Annotated in this window: 17 protein-coding genes and 1 other RNA gene; 17 read left to right on the forward strand and 1 reads right to left on the reverse strand. The window is 47.3% G+C overall.

Features of this window, described 5'->3' with window-relative positions; genetic code table 11:
• Positions 1–16: 16 nt before the first annotated feature.
• Genes ACUUJN_RS00675 through ACUUJN_RS00685 form a run of 3 tightly spaced genes read left to right on the forward strand, consistent with a single transcriptional unit; the run spans position 17 to position 4,144 of the window.
• The gene (locus ACUUJN_RS00675) at positions 17–1,087 is read left to right on the forward strand and encodes an ABC transporter substrate-binding protein (RefSeq protein ID WP_484669153.1); all 1,071 of its coding nucleotides are present in this window, start codon (positions 17–19) and stop codon (positions 1,085–1,087) included.
• Positions 1,088–1,091: 4 nt separating this feature from the next.
• On the forward strand, positions 1,092–2,762 hold the full coding sequence (locus tag ACUUJN_RS00680; RefSeq protein WP_484669154.1) for an ABC transporter permease: 1,671 nt from the start codon (positions 1,092–1,094) through the stop codon (positions 2,760–2,762).
• Positions 2,759–4,144 (forward strand): MBL fold metallo-hydrolase, encoded by a 1,386-nt coding sequence (locus ACUUJN_RS00685; RefSeq protein WP_053324365.1) that lies wholly within the window; start codon positions 2,759–2,761, stop codon positions 4,142–4,144. The genes ACUUJN_RS00680 and ACUUJN_RS00685 overlap by 4 nt, the downstream gene beginning before the upstream one ends.
• Positions 4,145–4,158: 14 nt before the next feature.
• Here the strand turns inward: ACUUJN_RS00685 and ACUUJN_RS00690 are convergent, their stop codons facing one another.
• Positions 4,159–5,319, reverse strand: a complete 1,161-nt coding sequence (locus ACUUJN_RS00690; protein WP_053324366.1) for a S8 family peptidase — start codon at positions 5,317–5,319, stop codon at positions 4,159–4,161.
• Between the two features lie 404 nt (positions 5,320–5,723).
• Between ACUUJN_RS00690 and rpoE the strand changes: the two genes are divergently transcribed.
• From rpoE to ACUUJN_RS00760, 14 genes are all read left to right on the forward strand, one after another.
• Positions 5,724–6,275, forward strand: a complete 552-nt coding sequence (gene rpoE, locus ACUUJN_RS00695) for a DNA-directed RNA polymerase subunit delta (protein WP_013308216.1) — start codon at positions 5,724–5,726, stop codon at positions 6,273–6,275.
• 402 nt (positions 6,276–6,677) lie between these two features.
• Entirely contained in the window at positions 6,678–8,279 is a 1,602-nt protein-coding gene (gene pyrG, locus ACUUJN_RS00700; protein WP_028542570.1) for a CTP synthase, read from the forward strand.
• Between the two features lie 213 nt (positions 8,280–8,492).
• Positions 8,493–8,861, forward strand: a complete 369-nt coding sequence (locus tag ACUUJN_RS00705; protein WP_013308218.1) for a response regulator — start codon at positions 8,493–8,495, stop codon at positions 8,859–8,861.
• A gap of 247 nt (positions 8,862–9,108) precedes the next feature.
• A complete protein-coding gene (gene fba, locus ACUUJN_RS00710) occupies positions 9,109–9,963 on the forward strand; it encodes a class II fructose-1,6-bisphosphate aldolase (RefSeq protein WP_013308219.1) in 855 nt (284 codons plus the stop codon).
• A 239-nt stretch (positions 9,964–10,202) separates the two neighbouring features.
• The gene (locus ACUUJN_RS00715; RefSeq protein ID WP_013308220.1) at positions 10,203–11,456 is read left to right on the forward strand and encodes a UDP-N-acetylglucosamine 1-carboxyvinyltransferase; all 1,254 of its coding nucleotides are present in this window, start codon (positions 10,203–10,205) and stop codon (positions 11,454–11,456) included.
• Between the two features lie 258 nt (positions 11,457–11,714).
• Positions 11,715–13,052 carry a transcription termination factor Rho gene (gene rho / locus ACUUJN_RS00720; RefSeq protein ID WP_028542569.1) on the forward strand — a complete coding sequence of 446 codons (1,338 nt, stop codon included), beginning with the start codon at positions 11,715–11,717 and terminating at the stop codon, positions 13,050–13,052.
• 95 nt (positions 13,053–13,147) lie between these two features.
• Positions 13,148–14,419, forward strand: a complete 1,272-nt coding sequence (locus ACUUJN_RS00725; RefSeq protein ID WP_076295929.1) for a radical SAM family protein — start codon at positions 13,148–13,150, stop codon at positions 14,417–14,419.
• A 156-nt stretch (positions 14,420–14,575) separates the two neighbouring features.
• Positions 14,576–14,773 carry a 50S ribosomal protein L31 gene (rpmE, locus tag ACUUJN_RS00730; protein WP_025719104.1) on the forward strand — a complete coding sequence of 66 codons (198 nt, stop codon included), beginning with the start codon at positions 14,576–14,578 and terminating at the stop codon, positions 14,771–14,773.
• 110 nt (positions 14,774–14,883) lie between these two features.
• An RNA gene (ffs, locus tag ACUUJN_RS00735) (signal recognition particle sRNA large type) lies at positions 14,884–15,150 on the forward strand.
• A gap of 158 nt (positions 15,151–15,308) precedes the next feature.
• Positions 15,309–17,060, forward strand: a complete 1,752-nt coding sequence (dnaX, locus tag ACUUJN_RS00740) for a DNA polymerase III subunit gamma/tau (RefSeq protein WP_209940761.1) — start codon at positions 15,309–15,311, stop codon at positions 17,058–17,060.
• A gap of 43 nt (positions 17,061–17,103) precedes the next feature.
• Positions 17,104–17,415 (forward strand): YbaB/EbfC family nucleoid-associated protein, encoded by a 312-nt coding sequence (locus ACUUJN_RS00745; protein ID WP_013308226.1) that lies wholly within the window; start codon positions 17,104–17,106, stop codon positions 17,413–17,415.
• A 27-nt stretch (positions 17,416–17,442) separates the two neighbouring features.
• Positions 17,443–18,042, forward strand: a complete 600-nt coding sequence (gene recR, locus ACUUJN_RS00750; protein ID WP_013308227.1) for a recombination mediator RecR — start codon at positions 17,443–17,445, stop codon at positions 18,040–18,042.
• 214 nt (positions 18,043–18,256) lie between these two features.
• On the forward strand, positions 18,257–18,568 hold the full coding sequence (locus tag ACUUJN_RS00755; RefSeq protein ID WP_484669155.1) for a DUF2508 family protein: 312 nt from the start codon (positions 18,257–18,259) through the stop codon (positions 18,566–18,568).
• On the forward strand, positions 18,565–18,840 hold the full coding sequence (locus ACUUJN_RS00760; RefSeq protein WP_025719099.1) for a pro-sigmaK processing inhibitor BofA family protein: 276 nt from the start codon (positions 18,565–18,567) through the stop codon (positions 18,838–18,840). Before ACUUJN_RS00755 ends, ACUUJN_RS00760 begins: the two co-directional genes overlap by 4 nt.
• The last annotated feature ends 346 nt before the right edge of the window (positions 18,841–19,186 follow it).

A 19,186-nucleotide genomic window follows, 5' to 3' on the forward strand; every position in this document is an offset into this window, starting at 1 on the left:
AAGGGGTAAATATAAGATGATGAATAGGCATGTTTTTCGTACAGGATGGAAAAAAGGGACGATGCTCGCATTAACATTGACTTTTGGACTCGCTGTGGCGGGTTGCGGAACAGCAACGCCATCCAAGGGTGGGGCGCCAGCTAATGGATCAGCAGGACAAGCGGAGGCAGCATCCACCGATCAGAAGCTGGTGGTCTACAGCGCAGGCCCGGATGGACTGGCGAAAAAGCTGGTAGCAGGGTATGAGGCGCAGAGCGGAGTTAAGGTAGAGTTGTTCCAGGGAACGACAGGAAAAATTTTGGCCCGCATGGAAGCCGAGAAGACGAATCCGGTAGCGGACGTGGTTGTGCTGGCATCGCTTCCGTCTGTACAAGGCTTGAAAAAGGAAGGACTTACGCTGCCTTACCCGGATGCCAAGAAAGCAGACAAGCTAAATCCAGACTGGTCCGATAAGGAGGGCAACTACTTCAGTACCAGTGCTTCTGCTCTGGGCATTGCGTATAACACGAAGCTGGTGAAAACACCACCAACTTCATGGGCTGATTTGGCGAAGCCTGAGTACAAGGATCAGGTTAATATTCCCGATCCATCCCTGTCCGGCTCAGCGTTGGATTTTATGACAGGCTATCTGAGCGCCAAGGGCGATGGAGGCTGGACGTTGTTCGAGCAGTACAAGGCTAACGGTGTTGCTATGGCTGGTGCCAATCAGGAAGCGCTGGACCCCGTGATTACCGGAGCTAAAGGTATAGTCGTCGCTGCGGTCGATTACATGACCTACAAGGCAAAAGCCAAAGGCGAGCCGATTGACATCGTCTATCCGACAGAGGGGACGGTCATCAGCCCACGTCCTGCCGCAATTCTCAAGTCAACGCAGCATGAGCAGAATGCGAAGGCATTCATTGACTATCTGTTGTCGGACGAGGCACAGAAACTAGTAGCAGATGCCTCCTTACTCCCGGGCCGCACGGATGTCAAAGCCGACAAGCGTGCCAACCTGGACGAGATTCCATTGTTGAAAACCAATTGGGAGTGGATGGGTGAGCACGGATCAGACGTGACGGAGAAGTTCACGCAAATGTTCAAGTAAGCCGATGGGAGGCTTATCCGTTAAACACATCAGAGCGTGGTGTCTGACGCTGGCTCTGATCGCGCTTCTTTTCCTGATTGTGTTGCCGTTGCTGCAAATCTTTATCCAAAGTGTGTATGTTGATGAAAAATTTCAATGGGATGCGCCTTTTCGAACGTTAGCTGCTTCACCATTTGCAGGAGTGCTATTCAGCTCGATTTGGCTAGGCATCTGTGTGATTGCAGGAACGACGGTACTTGCGCTTCCGCTAGCATGGATCATGTCCAACACTCGTCTTGCACACTGGAGCTGGTTGGATGTCGTGTTGCTGATTCCGTTTATGACCCCGCCCTATATCGGTTCCATGGGCTGGATTCTGTTCATGCAAAAAAACGGATATCTGGAGCAGTTGTTCCCGGACCTGCATTTCTTAACGCCGTCCTTCTTCAGCCTTGGTGGCATGGTGATGATCATGAGCCTGCATCTGTTTCCATTCCTGTACCTGCTGCTGCGCGGGGCGCTGGTGAGGATTGGCGGGAGCCTGGAAGAGGCGGGTGCCGTAATGGGCGGCGGCTTTCTGTACAGATTCCGTCGAATCATTTTACCGCTGCTGCTTTCAGCTTACGGAATGGGCGCGTTGCTCATTTTCGTTAAAACGATTGCCGAGTTTGGCACCCCTGCTACCTTTGGGCGACGTATCGGGTATGAGGTCATGACTTCGGAAATTCACAAATATATTTCCAGCTGGCCCATAGATTTTGGCAAAGCGACGTCAATGGCCTCGGTGCTGTTAACCGCCTGCCTGCTCATGTGGTATGCGCAATCGGTGATCAACCGAAAGTTTACGTACAGGCTGGTAGGTGGTAAAGGTTCGCGTCCGTCCCGTCTTCGTATATCCGGCTGGACTACGGGGCTGAGTGTTGCATACATTCTATTGTTGCTCATTGCGTCCATTGGCATTCCTTATTTTTCAATTCTTTCAGCCTCGACGATGAAGCTGAGGGGAATTGGGCTCGCCTGGGATAATTTGACGCTCGACTCTTACAAGGAACTGCTGTCTTGGGGATCAGAGAGCATGGAGGCGCTCCTGAACAGCGTATTTCTCTCTTTGGGCGCTTCGACGCTTGCTGTGGTGCTGGGCACTTGGTTTGCGCTTGTCATTGGCGGCTCACGCACAAGAATCCAACGGACGGTTGATGCATTTAGCTTGCTTCCGAATACGGTGCCGGGAATTGTTATGGTGGTCGGCCTGATTTTGTGGTGGAACTCACCATGGATGCCGATCCCTTTGTATAACACATACGGCATGGTCATTCTGACGTATGTTATCTTGTTTGTTCCTTATACGGTGCAGTATGTCAAAAGCGCCTTTACGCAGGTGGACACTGGTCTTTTTCAGGCGGGACAGGTATTTGGCGGGCGACCGTCTTACATATTCCGCCGGATTGTGCTGCCGCTGATTGTACCGGGAATGCTCGCTGGTTGGATGATGACATTTACCATTGCTTCACGCGAGCTGGTAGGATCGTTGCTGATTTTGCCGCCATCCGTTCAGACGTCTGCAACCTACATATTTGCACAATTTGAGCAGGGACAGGTGTCACTTGGGATGGCGATGGCCGTCATATCGGTCGGAATGACCACACTGCTGCTGATCTTAATGGAAAGCTTAAACTCGCAAAGAAAGTGGAAATGATCATGACCAAGCTTAGGATTTGGGGAGGAGCGGGCGAACATGGCCGCTCCTGCTATGTTTTTGAAGGAACGCAGCATCGCGTCATGCTGGATTGTGGCGTGAAGAAGGAAGGAACCGGACAATATCCGATTTTTCCGCCGCAAAAGGCGGAGGGACTGACCACTGTATTGCTGTCTCATGCACATGAGGATCATTCCATGGCGCTCCCCTTACTGTACAAGTATGGATACCAGGGGGAGGTCTGGACGACCAAGGCCACCGCTGAGCAGCTAGGCTCCTATTTTCGCTCCTGGCATACTTATGTTGAATCGAGAGGAGCCGAATTGCCATACGACGTACAGGATATCCAATCCATTGCTTATCGCTATCTAGAAGATGAAGCGCCAGCAGGAGAATGGCTTGAGGCTTGTCCGGGTGTGAGAATCATGTGGGGACGCAGTGGACATTTGGCTGGTGCAGTGTGGTATGCGGTAGAAATGGAAGGGAAGCGGTTGTTTTTTTCTGGAGATTACAGCCGCGAATCTGAGCTTCTTGCTGCCGATGCGCCAGACTTGGGTGTTGGGGAGGGGCTGCATGACCTGCCTGAATGGAAGTCAGAGCCCAATCTAGCGGACATATCCATTATGGACAATGCCTATGGCATGGATATAGACCCGCAGCCTGTTAAGCTGGAGCGGCTGAGGGTCGAGATGGAGCGGATATTATTGTCTGGTGGTCATGTGTTGTTGCCGGTGCCTGCCTTTGGCAGAGGACAGGACATGATCGTATGGGCTAGCGAGCAATTCCCTACACAGGCAATGATTGTAGAGCACGATATATGGCAGGGATTGAAACAGTTAGACCGCTGGAAAGAATGGCTGCGTCCAGAAGCTCCAGCGCGAATAAAACATGTGCTAAACAGTGACAGGGTCTTCGTGCCTCGTGGTGCTGCTGAACGAGTGAGTCTGCTGGAACAGAACCCAACGGCTATTATCATAACAAGAGACGGCATGATGGATTCCCCACAGGCGCGCTGGTACTATCAGTTTCTATCGGATAACCGCAACATGGGGGAGGGTGAAGATAGCGGAGAAAGCATTAGCAACATTGTTATATTGACCGGGCATGCTCCACATGGTTCTTTTGGCAAACATCTGTTGGAACGTGCAGATCAAAATGACAGCTGTGTAGCTCGGCATTTGATTTACAAGGTGCATCAGGGATTATCAGATGTGCGGCAAATGTTGAAGGAGCTGCCTAGCAAACAGGTTGTACTCGTTCATGCGCCAAAGCTGCAGACTGACCTGGTACGAGATGAGTTGATAAGAGCAGGAAATCGTGGGTGTGAAGGTCCTGCCAGAAAAGTTCATTCTTTGGAGCCGGGCGCTACACTAGAGGTTTAGCATCACATCATCATTTACTTCGTGCCCTCCTGCATCAATCGGAAGGCATCGACTTCGCCAAGTTTAGTGGAGATAGAGCTGCGTCCAGCGCTTTTACGCAGGCGTAGCGGTGTGGCGGTACGCTTAAGCAGCGCTTTGATTTCTCCAGGCTCCAGTTCCGGTCTCAGTGAAAGGAGAAGTGCGATGCTTCCGGTCACATGGGAAGTAGCCATAGAGGTACCGCTCATTTCGTGATGCTTGCCATGGATCCAGGAGGAGGTGATCTTTTCGCCCGGTGCGTACACATCTACAAATTGCCCTCGGTTGCTGAAAGGTGCGATGCGTCTGTATTTGTCAGTAGCACCCACTGAAATCGTCTGGGAATAGCGGGCTGGATAGTCAATACTTCGGCGCTTGCCCTCATTTCCCGAGGACGCTACAATCACGATGCCGTTATGATATGCTTTATTCACCATATCAAGTAGTGCCTTGCTGCGCGACTTCATACCAAAGCTCATATTGATGATATCGACACGATTTAATACACACCAGTCGATACCAAGAATGATATCGGAGACGTAGGCAGCTCCATTATGATCAAATGCTTTTACGGGATGAATTAAAGCCCGTGGTGCTACGCCGACCATACCTTCGTCATAGTTGGACGCCGCGATAGTTCCAGCAATATGAGTACCATGGCCGTTATCGTCATAGGGTAGCATGGTTCGGTTAAGCAAATTAATACCTCTGGCGAGAGAATGACGAAGATCAGGATGTTGAAAATCCGCTCCTGTGTCAATCACACCGATTCTGACCCGATTCCCTGTCGAGGAAGGCCAAGCCTTGTATGCACGTACCTGTTTGACTCCCCATGGCATGGAAAGGTTCTTTTCTGCTTTTGGTATATGAGCAGTTTCAGCGTGGACCTTCATGCGGGTATCTTCTTCAACGGTAACACCGTTGTGATATTTGCCTAGCCTGTCTCCCCCTGAAAGCGGAGCGATTAAAGCGCGGATTAGTCGGGCCGGTTGTACTTGCCGTAATCCCGCAAGCTCGGGTTTCAGCTTCCTGAGATAGGACAGGCATTCCCGGTATTGGTGAGGCTTATCGAACGTGATGATCTGTTTGTTCCGTCCACTGCCGGACGGCTCCGAAATACCCTCATGCAAACGCTGCAAAAAATCCGGATAGTCCATTTGAGACGGTCCCCCTCCGATGAGCCATGCTGAGGTATTGTATGAGCAAGCGTCAGCAGCGGCATGGGAAACCTGCCCCTTTTTTATGGAAATAGGCCTGCTTGTCGTGTCAAAGTGGCCGTGGACACATACGATACATGGAGGGCATAAGCTCTTGTGCAACAACTTTGGGGGGTTCTCCCGGAGCGGGTACAGTCGAAGACGGGGGGGACCCCGTCTTTTTATGTGTGCCGTCTTGTTTAGAGGGATATTACTGGAAATTATGACGATACCCATCTTTAACTTGCAATTTGCTTCCAAATAGGTTTTACTTAGTTTTGATAATGGATATGTTAGTATTGCATGTATCGTGTATGCTCTGAAACATGTTCTTGTGAATTACGTGTGAGAGGAAGTGTCCCTAGGTGAGTACCCCACTCAACTTGAAGATTGACCCGGAGAAAGTCCACGAGACTCCAATGGTGGACTTGGCATTTATGGTATTGAAAGCAGCCAATACTCCGTATTATTACCGTGACCTGATGAAGGAAGTCGCCAAATTGCGTGGCTTTTCCGACGAAGAAATTAATGACGTTATTGCTCAGCTATATACTGAAATCAACATTGACGGGCGTTTTGCCTGTGTCGGTACGAATCTGTGGGGCTTGAAACGTTGGTATCCGGTAGATAAATCCGAAGATGCCCTGACAGGCGCCAAGCGTCCTCGCATTATTAACGACGAAGACGATGACGATGAAGATGACTATCATGAGGAAGAAGAAACATACAACTCTGATGACGACTTCGATGCAGATAGCGAAGACGAGGATGGCGAAGATGAGCTGTTCGACGGAGAAGAAGATGATGATGATAGTGATGAAGACGTGGTTATAGACGATGAGGACCTCAGTGATGAGGAAGATTCAGAAGATGAAAATGACGATGAGTCGACGGAAGACGACGATTCGCTTCGTTAGGAACAGGCTGTAAGGGGAGATGCGTTCTCCCCTTTTTCATGACCGTTTTCTTGAAAACCTCTTCTGATTTAAAGCTTTCAGGTGGATTCTCTCCAATCTGGTTCAATGGACAAATTAACACAGATAACTTCCTTGACAGCGGATTGGACACGGGGTAAACTATTGCTTGGGCTTATGATTGATTCACTTATATGTTTGCTTTTTGTATAAAAGTGCCCCGTACTACGGGAGTGCTTTTTTGTTTTTTATAGGGGTGTTTTCACTCATGAAAGAGGGCTAAGGGCGGCGGACATGGAAAATGATTCCGCTGCCTTCTTCATGGATGATAATCCGTGCAAACGGGTTACGATAACATCATAATGTCGCCTGAATTTTGCATCTTATCTAGGAGGGTTTTGAACAGTGACAAAGTATATTTTTGTGACAGGCGGGGTTGTGTCTTCCTTGGGCAAAGGGATTACGGCAGCTTCACTGGGGAGGCTTTTGAAGAACAGGGGACTGAAGGTAACGATTCAAAAATTTGATCCTTACCTGAATGTCGATCCGGGTACGATGAGTCCTTACCAGCACGGTGAAGTGTTTGTAACGGATGATGGTGCGGAAACGGACCTTGACTTGGGACACTATGAGCGCTTTATTGATATTAATCTGTCCAAGAACAGCAATGTCACAACAGGCAAGGTATATTCCAGCGTAATCAGCAAAGAACGTCGCGGAGAATATTTGGGCGGTACGGTGCAGGTTATCCCTCATATTACGAACGAAATCAAGGAGCGCGTGTACCGTGCAGGCCGTGAAGCAGGTTCGGACGTAATTATTACAGAAATCGGCGGTACTGTGGGCGATATTGAAAGCTTGCCATTTTTGGAAGCTATTCGTCAGCTCAAAAGCGAAGTTGGGCGCGAGAATGTAATGTACATTCACGTAACGCTCATTCCTTATATTAAAGCTGCTGGTGAGGTTAAAACCAAACCAACTCAGCACAGTGTAAAAGAATTGCGCAGCATCGGCATCCAACCGAATGTCATTGTTTGCCGTACAGAGCATGAACTGTCCTCCGATATGAAGGCAAAAATTGCATTATTCTGCGATATTGATGCGAATGCAGTGGTAGAATGCCGCGATGCATCAACCCTCTACGAGGTTCCGTTGAACCTGCGTGAAGAAGGCTTGGATGAAATCGTAGTTAACCACCTCAAGCTGACAACACCTGCACCAGATATGACCGAATGGGAAGGGTTAGTTGATCGAATCAGCAAGCTGGATAAAACGGTTGAGATTGCTATTGTTGGTAAATATGTTGCATTACATGATGCGTATTTAAGTGTGGTTGAATCACTTTCCCACGCTGGATTTGATGCGAATGCAGACGTAAAAATCCGTTGGGTGAACGCTGAAGAAGTGACGGACGAGAACGTAGCTGACATGCTGGGCGGCATTGGCGGCATTCTCGTACCGGGTGGCTTCGGCGATCGCGGAATTGAAGGCAAAATCAGTACCATTCGTTATGCACGGGAGCAAAAAATTCCGTTCTTCGGCATTTGTCTGGGTATGCAGGTATCTGTCATTGAGGTTGCCCGTTCCCTGGCTGGTCTCGAAGGAGCCAACAGTTCGGAAATTAACCCGGCTACGGATTATCCTGTCATTGACTTGCTTCCTGACCAAAAAGACATCGAAGATTTGGGCGGTACGATGCGTCTTGGCTTGTATCCATGCAAACTGGCGGAAGGTTCCTTGGCTTCGGCTTGTTACAACGACGAGCTGGTGTACGAAAGACACCGTCATCGGTACGAATTCAATAACGAATATCGTGAAGTTATTGAAAAAGCAGGTCTTCGTATTTCCGGTACTTCACCGGATGGACGCTTGGTGGAAATTGTGGAGCTCCCTGAGCATCCGTGGTTTCTGGCGGTACAGTTCCACCCAGAATTTACTTCCCGTCCGAATCGTCCGCAGCCTTTGTTCCGTGAATTTGTAAAGGCAGCATTGCAGCTTCAAGGTTAATGTTTGGGCTTGTAAGACCTCCTCAGGGAGGTCTTTTTTTATCCCATGCTTCCTGATTATGAAAGAATATTCCACAATTATGTATAAGAGCAGGATTTTCTTTTTGCAGGAGCGAATATAGTTTTAAGTATGGGACGGATATTGTACGTCATCGGACGCTGTTATGGCAATAGCTGCATGATCCTCGTTTTAAGATCTTAGGAGGTTAAAACATTGGAAAAGAAGAAAGTATTAATCGTCGATGACCAGAATGGAATACGGATTTTATTGATGGAAGTGTTCGGAAGTGAGGGTTATGAGACCTTTCAGGCGGCGAACGGAAAAATTGCACTTGAAATTGTTGAGAAGGAACCACCTGATCTGGTTCTGCTCGATATGAAAATTCCAGGTATGGACGGACTCGAAATTCTGAAACATCTAAAAACCATGAATCCTGATATCAAGGTTATTATGATGACAGCATATGGAGAACTGGACATGATTAAAGAGGCGACGGAGCTAGGTGCGCTAATGCATTTTACCAAGCCCTTTGATATTGACGAAATGCGGATCGCTGTGAACAAACAACTCAGAGGTGATTAGGTGAGTCACTATGGTTGAGAACTCTGTTAACACAACAGGGTTTTTTGTTTGTGATTATGGGAAATACTGAAAGTAAATCCTCTCCTTATACAATTCTATGGAAAAACGGCGTCCTGGGCGTGATTTTTGTATGTGTTGATATGCAAAAGCTTGTTTAGTATTTAACATGGGTTGTGGTATAATAAGCCCGTATGTGATGTCGGCTAAAATATAGACAAACCCAAACACCTTTAGGAGGACTGTAACCATGCCATTGGTATCTATGAAAGACATGTTGAACAAAGCACTCGAAGGAAAATATGCAGTAGGTCAATACAACATTAATAACCTGGAGTGGACTCAAGCTATTTTGGGCGCTGCTGAAGAAGAAAAATCCCCAGTAATCTTGGGTGTTTCTGAAGGCGCAGCACGTCACATGGGCGGATTCTACACTGTTGTTAAAATGGTAGAAGGTCTTATTCATGACATGAAAATCACCGTTCCAGTTGCGATCCATTTGGACCACGGTTCCAGCTTTGAAAAATGTAAAGAAGCTATCGACGCTGGTTTCACATCCGTTATGATTGACGATTCCCACAGCCCGATCGACACAAACATTGCTACAACCAAAAAAGTGGTAGAATATGCTCATTCCAAAGGCGTTTCCGTTGAAGCTGAAGTTGGAATGGTTGGCGGTCAAGAGGATGATGTTGTCGGCGACGTAATGTACGCTAAGTTGGACGACTGTCTGCGTATCGTTAACGAAACAGGTATCGATACACTGGCACCTGCACTGGGTTCCGTACACGGACCTTACAAAGGTGAGCCAAACCTCGGATTCAAAGAAATGGAAGAGATCTGCAATGCAATCAAACTTCCACTCGTTCTGCACGGTGGTACTGGTATCCCAACACATGACATTAAAAAAGCAATCTCCCTGGGAACTTCCAAAATCAATGTAAACACTGAGAACCAAATCGTATTTGCGAAAGTGGTTCGTGAAGTGCTTGCTGAGAAACCGGATGCTTATGACCCACGTACATTCATCGCTCCAGGTCGTGAAGCGATTAAACAAACCGTTATCGGTAAAATTCGTGAGTTCGGTTCCAACAACAAAGCGTAATAATGAATCAACTGGTCGTGCGTCTGCACAGGCTAGATGTATTTCTTAGTTGTAGCTGTAGTTCTGCTGCACAAAATATTTAAATCTGTACAGTTGAATAGTTTGGTATGGAAAGCACACCGCTTAGCCGGTGTCTTTCCATTTTCACCACTAAAAAAGTTAAAAGTTTATGATTTGAGATTATTGTTTGAGATTATTGTTTGACCGACTGCAAAACACGTAGGGGGACCCTCAAGCTTATGGAAAAATTGATGATCACCGGTGGACGGCCGCTTCAAGGTACAGTTTCCATCAGCGGTGCCAAAAACAGTGCCATCGCCTTGATTCCCGCAGCCATTCTGGCAGAGTCGGAAGTCATTTTGGACAATTTGCCACTGTTGAGTGATGTGGCGGTGTATTCCGAAATACTGGAGGAACTTGGTGCAACGGTTACCTGGGAAGGTAGCCAGATGAAAATAGATCCTTCCTCTATTAAATCCATTCCTATGCCGAATGGGCCTGTTAAGAAATTACGAGCCTCTTATTATATGATGGGAGCCATGCTGGGCAGATTCAAGGAAGCGATCATCGGTTTGCCAGGAGGGTGCAATTTCGAACCCCGGCCCATTGATCAGCATATTAAAGGTTTTGAAGCGCTGGGTGCCACGGTTACGAACGAGCACGGTGCTATTCATTTGCACGCCAAAGAACTGCGCGGAACCAAAATTTATTTGGATGTTAGCAGCGTAGGCGCTACCATTAATATTATGCTGGCGGCAGCACGTGCCAAAGGCGCCACAATTATCGAAAATGCGGCTAAAGAGCCTGAGATTATAGATGTAGCAACCCTTTTAAACTCCATGGGGGCCATTATTAAAGGCGCCGGTACGGAAACGATTCGAATTGAAGGTGTGTCGGAGCTGCATGGCTGCCGTCATTCGATCATACCTGACCGTATACAAGCGGGCACATATATGATTGCCGCTGCGGCAACCCGTGGAAATGTATTGATTGACAACGTAATCCCCAAACATATGGAGGCTCTCACTGCAAAAATGCAGGAAATGGGCATCGGCATCGAGGAATATGATGAAAGTATTCGCGTACTGGGTGCACCTTCCTATGAACATGTCGACGTTAAAGCCTTGATATACCCCGGATTTGCCACAGATTTACAATCTCCCATGACCAGCTTGCTTACCCAAGCACAGGGTGTCAGTGTATTGAGCGATTTTGTGTACAGCAATCGTTTTAAGCACGTCCCTGAGCTGGTGCGAATGGGGGCTAAAATTCGCGTAGAGGGTCGGTCCGCCATTATAGAGGGTGGTCAACTGAATGCAGCTAAAGTAAAAGCAGCAGATCTGCGCGCCGGAGCGGCCCTTGTCATTGCTGGACTTACAGTAAGCGAAGGCGTAACCGAGGTGACGGGTGTCGAGTACATTGACCGTGGTTATGATCACCTTGTCTCCAACCTGCGTCTTTTGGGCGCGGATGTATGGCGGCAAACTGAATAATTAAACCATGCAGTTTTTTCGAACTCCCGGACGAAAGCAATAGAACGGGCAACATCTATGCAGCCGCTGCTTGATAAAAGATTGTGGTTCATACCTAACAATCTTTTATCGGAAAACCGGAATAATTCGGTATAATCCAGGCAGATGGCTGCATAACTTTATTTGTTTTGGTTAAAATTATGTTAATGGTGTTTATGATATCATTGTCTATCATTTAGATGTATGAATGGACTTAATAATTGAATAGGTGGTTATTATATGGATCTGCAAATTTCCGATCTGGAAGAAATGAAGCTGACCGACCTGTACAAGCTGGCCAAGCAATACCAGATCCCGTACTACGGAACGCTCAAAAAGAAAGAATTAATTTTCGCCATCCTGCGCGCACAAGCTGAGAAGAGCGGATTGATGTTTATGCAGGGGGTTCTGGAAATCCTTCCCGAAGGTTACGGCTTTCTGAGGCCGATCAATTATCTCCCGAGTACCGAAGATATTTACATCTCTGCTTCACAAATCCGCAAGTTTGACTTGAGGACAGGCGATCTTGTTTCCGGTAAATGCCGAACGCCAAAAGAGAATGAACGATATTTTGGATTGCTTCAAGTTAACGCCGTCAATGGAAGAAGTCCTGAGCAAGCTGCTGAGCGGCTACATTTTCCTGCACTGACTCCACTGTATCCGCAAACCAAATTAGTCCTTGAAACTTCCCCCAACCATTTGTCTACGAGAATTATGGATGTACTGGCCCCTGTCGGACTTGGACAGCGCGGACTCATTGTAGCACCTCCCAAAGCTGGGAAGACGCTTCTCCTCAAAGAAATTGCCAATAGCATTTCTACCAACAATCCCGAGATCGAGCTTTTTGTCTTGTTGATTGATGAACGCCCCGAAGAAGTGACCGACATGCAGCGTTCTGTTAAAGGTGAAGTTGTGGCCTCTACATTTGACGAACTTCCTGAAAATCACATCAAAGTGGCAGAACTCGTGTTGGAGCGTGCACTGCGTCTCGTAGAACATAAAAAGGATGTTGTCATCCTGCTGGATAGCATCACACGTTTGGCTCGTGCGTACAATCTCGTTATCCCTCCTTCTGGTCGTACTTTGAGCGGGGGTATTGATCCGGCGGCATTTCACCGTCCAAAGCGCTTTTTTGGTGCGGCTCGGAATGTGGAGGAAGGCGGTAGCTTGACGATTCTTGCTACAGCGCTGATTGACACAGGATCACGCATGGACGATATCATCTATGAGGAGTTTAAAGGTACAGGCAACATGGAGCTGCATTTGGACCGCAAGCTGGCAGAACGTCGTATCTTTCCTGCGATTGATATTCGTCGTTCCGGCACACGCCGTGAGGAAGTGTTGTTGAATAAGGAAGAATTGGATACCATCTGGGCCATTCGTAAAAATATGACGGAAAGCCATGAATTTGTGGAAGGCTTCCTCAAAAAGTTGCGTAATAGCAAAACTAATGCTGAGTTTTTGGCTTCGTTTGATTTGACGGCACCTTCTTCCAGTGGCTCGCAAAGCAGTTCTGGTGGGCAACAACGGAGAACGGCGCGTTCTACCACAGCGTCAGTCCCGGCCACAACCAACTAAAACCCATCATGTATTTTATCTGTTCCGTAAGCACACAGTCGTTACCATTCATTTTGTTAATGGCGTAGGCTTAACGGAGCGAAAGGAGCTCCATAATGTATTTGGTGTATGCCGACGAAAAAGGCAATGTATATGATCATGCTTCTTTGTATGGGCTTGCCCGTAGTGCAGACATGATTGTTGAAATCATGGAGGATGAGCTTATTCCGTTACCGGAAGGAGCTACATTGGTAAGCCTACCCAGCACTCGCCCGGTCGGTATGAACCCTGAAACAGGGGAAATGGTTTCTCTTCCCGGAGATATGCAAGCAGTAGGGGCTTTATTGCCGCAAGGTTTTACACGCTTGTGCCTGCCGGGATATGTGAAGACCGATAAGGAGTACAAACTTCCCTTGTTCGGTTATTCGGCCGTAGTCTGGAAAGACGGGGCATTTTATGTAACGGCAGAGCAGAGTGACAGTCCATCCAAGTGGAATCCGGAAAACTGTGACCGTCATCAAGTTAAATTGGGTGTGCAGCGGATGACGGAGCAATATCCCGAAAATCGGCTGTACCAACATTTGTCTAACTGTGCGCTGGGCTACGAATGTCTTACTTCCTCGAACACATTCCTGAATCGCTGGGAAGGAGGAGTTCCGGTATCTTATTCTTGTAATGCGGGTTGCTTTGGGTGTATATCTGAACAGCCGGATGACAGTGGTTTCGTATCTCCGCAGACAAGAATGAACTTCCGTCCTCACGTCGAAGAAATTGTAGAAGTTATGCTGGAACATTTGAAGACACCGGAGTCCATCATCAGTTTTGGCCAAGGTTGCGAAGGTGAGCCTTCCACACAAGCCAAACTGATTATTGATTCGATCAAAGAGGTGCGTTCCATTACCGATATGGGATACATCAATATTAATACGAATGCGGGATTGAACGATCATATCCGGGGAATCGTGGATGCGGGTCTTGATCTGATGCGCGTCAGTACCATTAGTGCACTGGACGATCACTACAATGCGTATTACAAGCCGCGCGGCTACACGTTGGCTAATGTGGAAAAATCACTTCGTTATGCTTCTGAGCAGGGAGTATATACGTCGATTAACTATTTGATTTTTCCGGGTGTAACTGACCGAGAGGAAGAAATTGAGGCAATGATTGAATTTGCCAAACGTACTAAGCTCAAGCTGATTCAAATGCGTAACTTGAATATCGATCCTGAAAGCTATCTGGAGTTGATTCCACCTGCTCAAGGTGAGATTCTTGGTATGAAGCAAATGCTTGAGATTTATCGTGAGGAGCTGCCTGATGTAGTCATCGGTTCTTACACTCATGTACCGCCACAAGGGCTGGCACGTCCCAAATTTGCCAAGGCCTAAAATGGTCGATGTAACTTGAAACACACCTATTTTATGCCATCTTTGAATGCAGAAAAGAGTTGTTGAAACGCTCATATTCAAGTGCTATAATGTGAACATGTGTTCATACAACTCTGGACTGATAGGACGTTCAGGGCGGAAAGAGGTGAAAGTTCAATGCAACAAGCTATTCAACCAAATTTTAACGTAACTAATGTCACTTGTGCTTGCGGAAATTCGTTTGAAACTGGTTCTGTGAAAGGATCTCTGCGTGTGGAGATTTGCTCCGCCTGCCACCCATTCTTCACAGGCAAGCAGAAATTTATTGATGCTGGTGGACGCGTGGATCGTTTCAAAAAGAAATACGGTATCTAATGGATTACCGCAGGTTATAAAGTTATTAGAGCCTTCTGCAACTGCAGAGGGCTCTTTTTGTAATAATGTGTATTTGCTTTTTATGCGGCCTTAAGATATACTTATTTTCACCGTGCTAGATGGGGAGGTAGCGGTGCCCTGTAACTCGCAATCCGCTATAGCGAGGTTGAATTCCTGTTAGAGGTGTTGTTGATGTGAGGCTGGTCCCTGCGCACAATGTTGACGGCTGGGTCCTCCGCAATGAGTACTTGTGAACCTGGTCAGGTCCGGAAGGAAGCAGCCATAAGCAGGTCCACTCTTGTGCCGGAGGGTTGCCTAGCCCGAGTTGCTGTTCAGGATTGCCGCTCGGATCACAACGATCAATAACAGGTGCACGGTATATATTGGTAATTAGAACATCTTGGCAATCATTGCGAAGATGTTTTTTTGTGTTTTATAAATTGGAAGGTGTCTGGTTTAGATTCGGACGGGAGTATAGTATAATGAAGTGACCATGAATGGTCATGAAAGTGAATGGGAAAGAGGGTAACGCGCATTGGAACATATAGCGTTGTACCGTGCTTGGCGGCCGCAGGCTTTCAAGGACATGGTAGGACAACAGCATATTATCCAGACATTGCAGAATGCCATCCGCGAAAATCGCACGTCCCATGCCTACCTGTTCAGCGGTCCACGAGGAACAGGTAAGACGAGTGCGGCCAAAATTTTGGCCAAGGCAATCAACTGTGAGCATGGACCTGCGCCGGAACCTTGCAACGAATGCGAAGCCTGTAAACGGATCACGGCCGGAGCGGTCATGGATGTACAGGAGATTGATGCAGCCTCCAACCGGGGCGTTGAAGAGATTCGTGATTTGCGCGATAAAGTCAAATATGCGCCCACAGAAGTGCGGCACAAGGTTTATATCATTGATGAAGTGCACATGCTGACGACGGAAGCGTTCAATGCGCTGCTCAAGACGCTGGAAGAGCCGCCGCCACACGTGATGTTCATATTGGCTACGACTGAACCACATCGGATTCCGGCGACAATTATTTCACGTTGCCAGCGGTTTGACTTCCGGCGGGTATCGCTGGAAGAACAGACAGAGCGGCTTGACCTGATATGTCAACAGGAGAACATACAGGCTGATTCGGATGCACTGCAGTACATTGCGCGTCTTTCAGATGGCGGGATGCGAGATGCGGTTAGCGTTTTAGATCAGATATCCTCGTTTACAGATGGTCGGGTTACTTATCAGCAGGTGCTGGATATGACGGGAGGTATTGCGTCCGAGCAATTCGGTAAGCTTGCCTTGGCATTGCTGAAAGAAGATGTGGGCACGGTGCTCCAAATGATCGAGAACTTTATGCAGGAAGGTAAAAGTGCGGATAAGTGCATGGAGAATCTTCTGTACTATTTCCGAGATCTGCTAATGATCAAGATGGTGCCTCAGGCGACCAAAATGACGGAGCGAGTGCTGGATCCAGAGCGATTTAAGGAAGTGGCAGATGCTTTTACCAAGGAGCAACTCTTTGCGATGATTGACACCCTTAATCGTTATCAGAGCGAGATGAAATATGCCGTACAGCCACAAACCTTGTTTGAGGTAGCTCTATTGAAGCTGTGCAGTATTCCGGGGGAAGCAGGAACTGTTGCTCAGCCGACCGCACAACGCTCTAGCGCTGCAGCTGATCAGGAAGATGTGGTAATGTTGAAGCGTCAGCTTGCTGAGCTGGAAAAGAAACTGGAGCGCGCGCTGCAAGGTGGATTGGGCGCTGGAGCGGGACAGGAAGCATCGTCGGGTGGTCGTCAGGCTTCCGGGGGGCGTGCCCCTGCTCCGCGGATTTCAGCGCCAGCCAAGCTTCCTTCTCAGTTGGATCGCTATATCGCTGAGAAGTCGAGCGAAGCATTCGCAGCAGCAGGACGTAAGTGGAGCCAGATTTTGCAAGGGGTAAAAGAGGCGAAAGTTACGGTTCATGCTTGGTTTATGGATGGTGAGCCAGTTTCTGTGTTAGAGGACAGTGTGCTGGTTGCATTTAAGAACAATATTCATCGTGAAACTACCGAAAAGCCTGCCAATAAGCAGGTCATCGAGAAGGTATTGCATGAGCAGTTGGGTCATCCTTATCGTTTAGTAACGATGATGCAAAAGGATTGGAATGCTGCGATTGAAGGAGTTTCCGACCAGCCTGCCGAAGAATTGCAACTGGAGCCGGAGCATGATGCGCCGGGAAAGTCCAAGGAGCCCTGGATTGATGAAGCTATTCAACTTTTCGGGGAAGACCTAGTAGTCATTAAAGATTGAATCAAGTTTCTAGATGTATACTTCATTAAAGGAGATGATTGAAATGAACAATATGAACCAAATGATGAAGCAAGTGAAAAAAATGCAGGAACAAATGCTGAAAGCCCAAGAGGAGCTTGGCGGAAAAGTAATCGAAGGAACTTCTGGCGGCGGTGTTGTGACGGTGGAGGTAAATGGACATAAAAAAGTGTTGTCCATCACGATCAAACCGGAAGCTGTAGATCCTGATGATGTAGAAATGCTGCAAGATCTTGTGCTGACTGCTGTCAATGATGCTTTGTCCAAAGCAGATGAACTGGCTAATGATGATATGGGTAAATTTACAGGCGGCATGAAAATTCCGGGCTTGTTCTAGTCTGCTGCATAAAGGAGAAACACGCTATTGTATTATCCGGAGCCGATTGCAAAGCTAATTGATGCTTTTACGCGCCTGCCGGGAGTAGGGCCGAAGACGGCTGCCCGGTTGGCTTTTCACGTACTGAAAATGAAGGAAGATGATGTGATTGACTTTGCCAAAGCGCTGGTCAATGTAAAACGCAATCTTCACTTCTGTTCAGTCTGCGGCAACATTACGGACACAGATCCTTGTCGGATCTGTCAGGATAAGACGAGGGATACCTCCGTCATTTGTGTTGTTCAGGATTCCAAGGATTTGGTGGCTATGGAGCGTACCAAAGAGTTTAATGGTTTTTACCATGTGCTTCATGGGGCGATATCTCCTATGGAGGGAATTGGTCCTGAGGATATCAAACTCAAGGAATTGCTGAACAGACTCAGTGATGAACGCGTCAAGGAGCTGATTTTAGCTACGAACCCGAACATTGAAGGAGAGGCCACGGCCATGTACATTTCTCGGCTAGTGCGTCCTTTTGAAATCAAGGTTACTCGTATTGCTCATGGATTGCCAGTGGGTGGAGATTTGGAGTATGCCGACGAGGTTACCCTGTCCAAAGCGTTGGAAGGCCGTAGAGAGCTCAATTAATAGGTGTATTTATACGTTATAAATAGGGAGTCTGAAATGTCCTTTGGGCATTCTCGACTTACTTGGGGGAGCCGCTACGGCTCCTTTTTTATTTGCCGTGATAGATGGCAGTATAGATCGTTCCTGGTTCTAAGTTTGTCCTTAGTTCAATAAGTATGAATAAGGTAGTCTTGCAGACTGTGCACATAATTCAGCTTGTGAGGAGGATGAACGGATGTGGGAACGGATGAAACAAAATTTCCGTCGTCAGGAGAATGGAAAATCAGAAGCGGAGTATCGGCAGGAGTTGTTTGCCCAGATTCGGACTTCGCATGCGGAATGGCTAAGAGCGCATCGTTTATTTCATGAAGCTACGGGTAAAGATGAGATCGACTACGCTATATTTGTTCTAGAAGCTGCAGAACGTAAATATCAGATACATTTAAAAAGCGCGAAACAGCAAGGCCTGCATCGTTTCCATCTGCCTGCAGATGAACCTGGGTATGCCAATGATACGGATCGTGTTCACAAGCGGAGAGCTGAATGAAAGGGGCGGTCTGGCTTGTTCTGATTGCCTGTGTCGGGATGCTACTATTTCTAATCTTAAAAAAACGTTTGGGTATCGGCTGGCTTGTAGTATTCGGGGCGCATATGGGCCTGGCAGCCATCGCATTGTATGTTATCAATTATTCAGGGTGGATTACGCAGGTGTACATCCCGATCAATCCAGTGACAATGGGGGCGGTAACGATATTAGGTTTACCTGGGATTGTCCTTTTACTGGGATTGAAAATAGTATTATTCGGACAGGCCATATGAAAACTTAAATGTTATTGTTTCTATTTTTAAAATATAGTTGACGGCGAATTCAAAAATGTGATACATTAATTCTCGGCCCTTAAAGCCCGGGAATTTTTTGTGAGAACAACATTTGAATGAAATTAAAAAATAATTTTAAAAAAGTGTTGACTTAAATCCTGAATGTGTGTTATATTAATCAAGTCGCCGCTGAGATGCGGTGGTGAAACAAAGTAAGACATAATGCAGGTTTGATCTTTGAAAACTGAACAACGAGTGAGTAAAACGATTTTGTTCGCAAAATCAAACAAGAGATATTTTTATCTCGTCAGTTTCAAAATGAGCTTATCGCTCTTTCTATAAACCA

Source organism: Paenibacillus sp. LRG-1 (assembly GCF_057220305.1).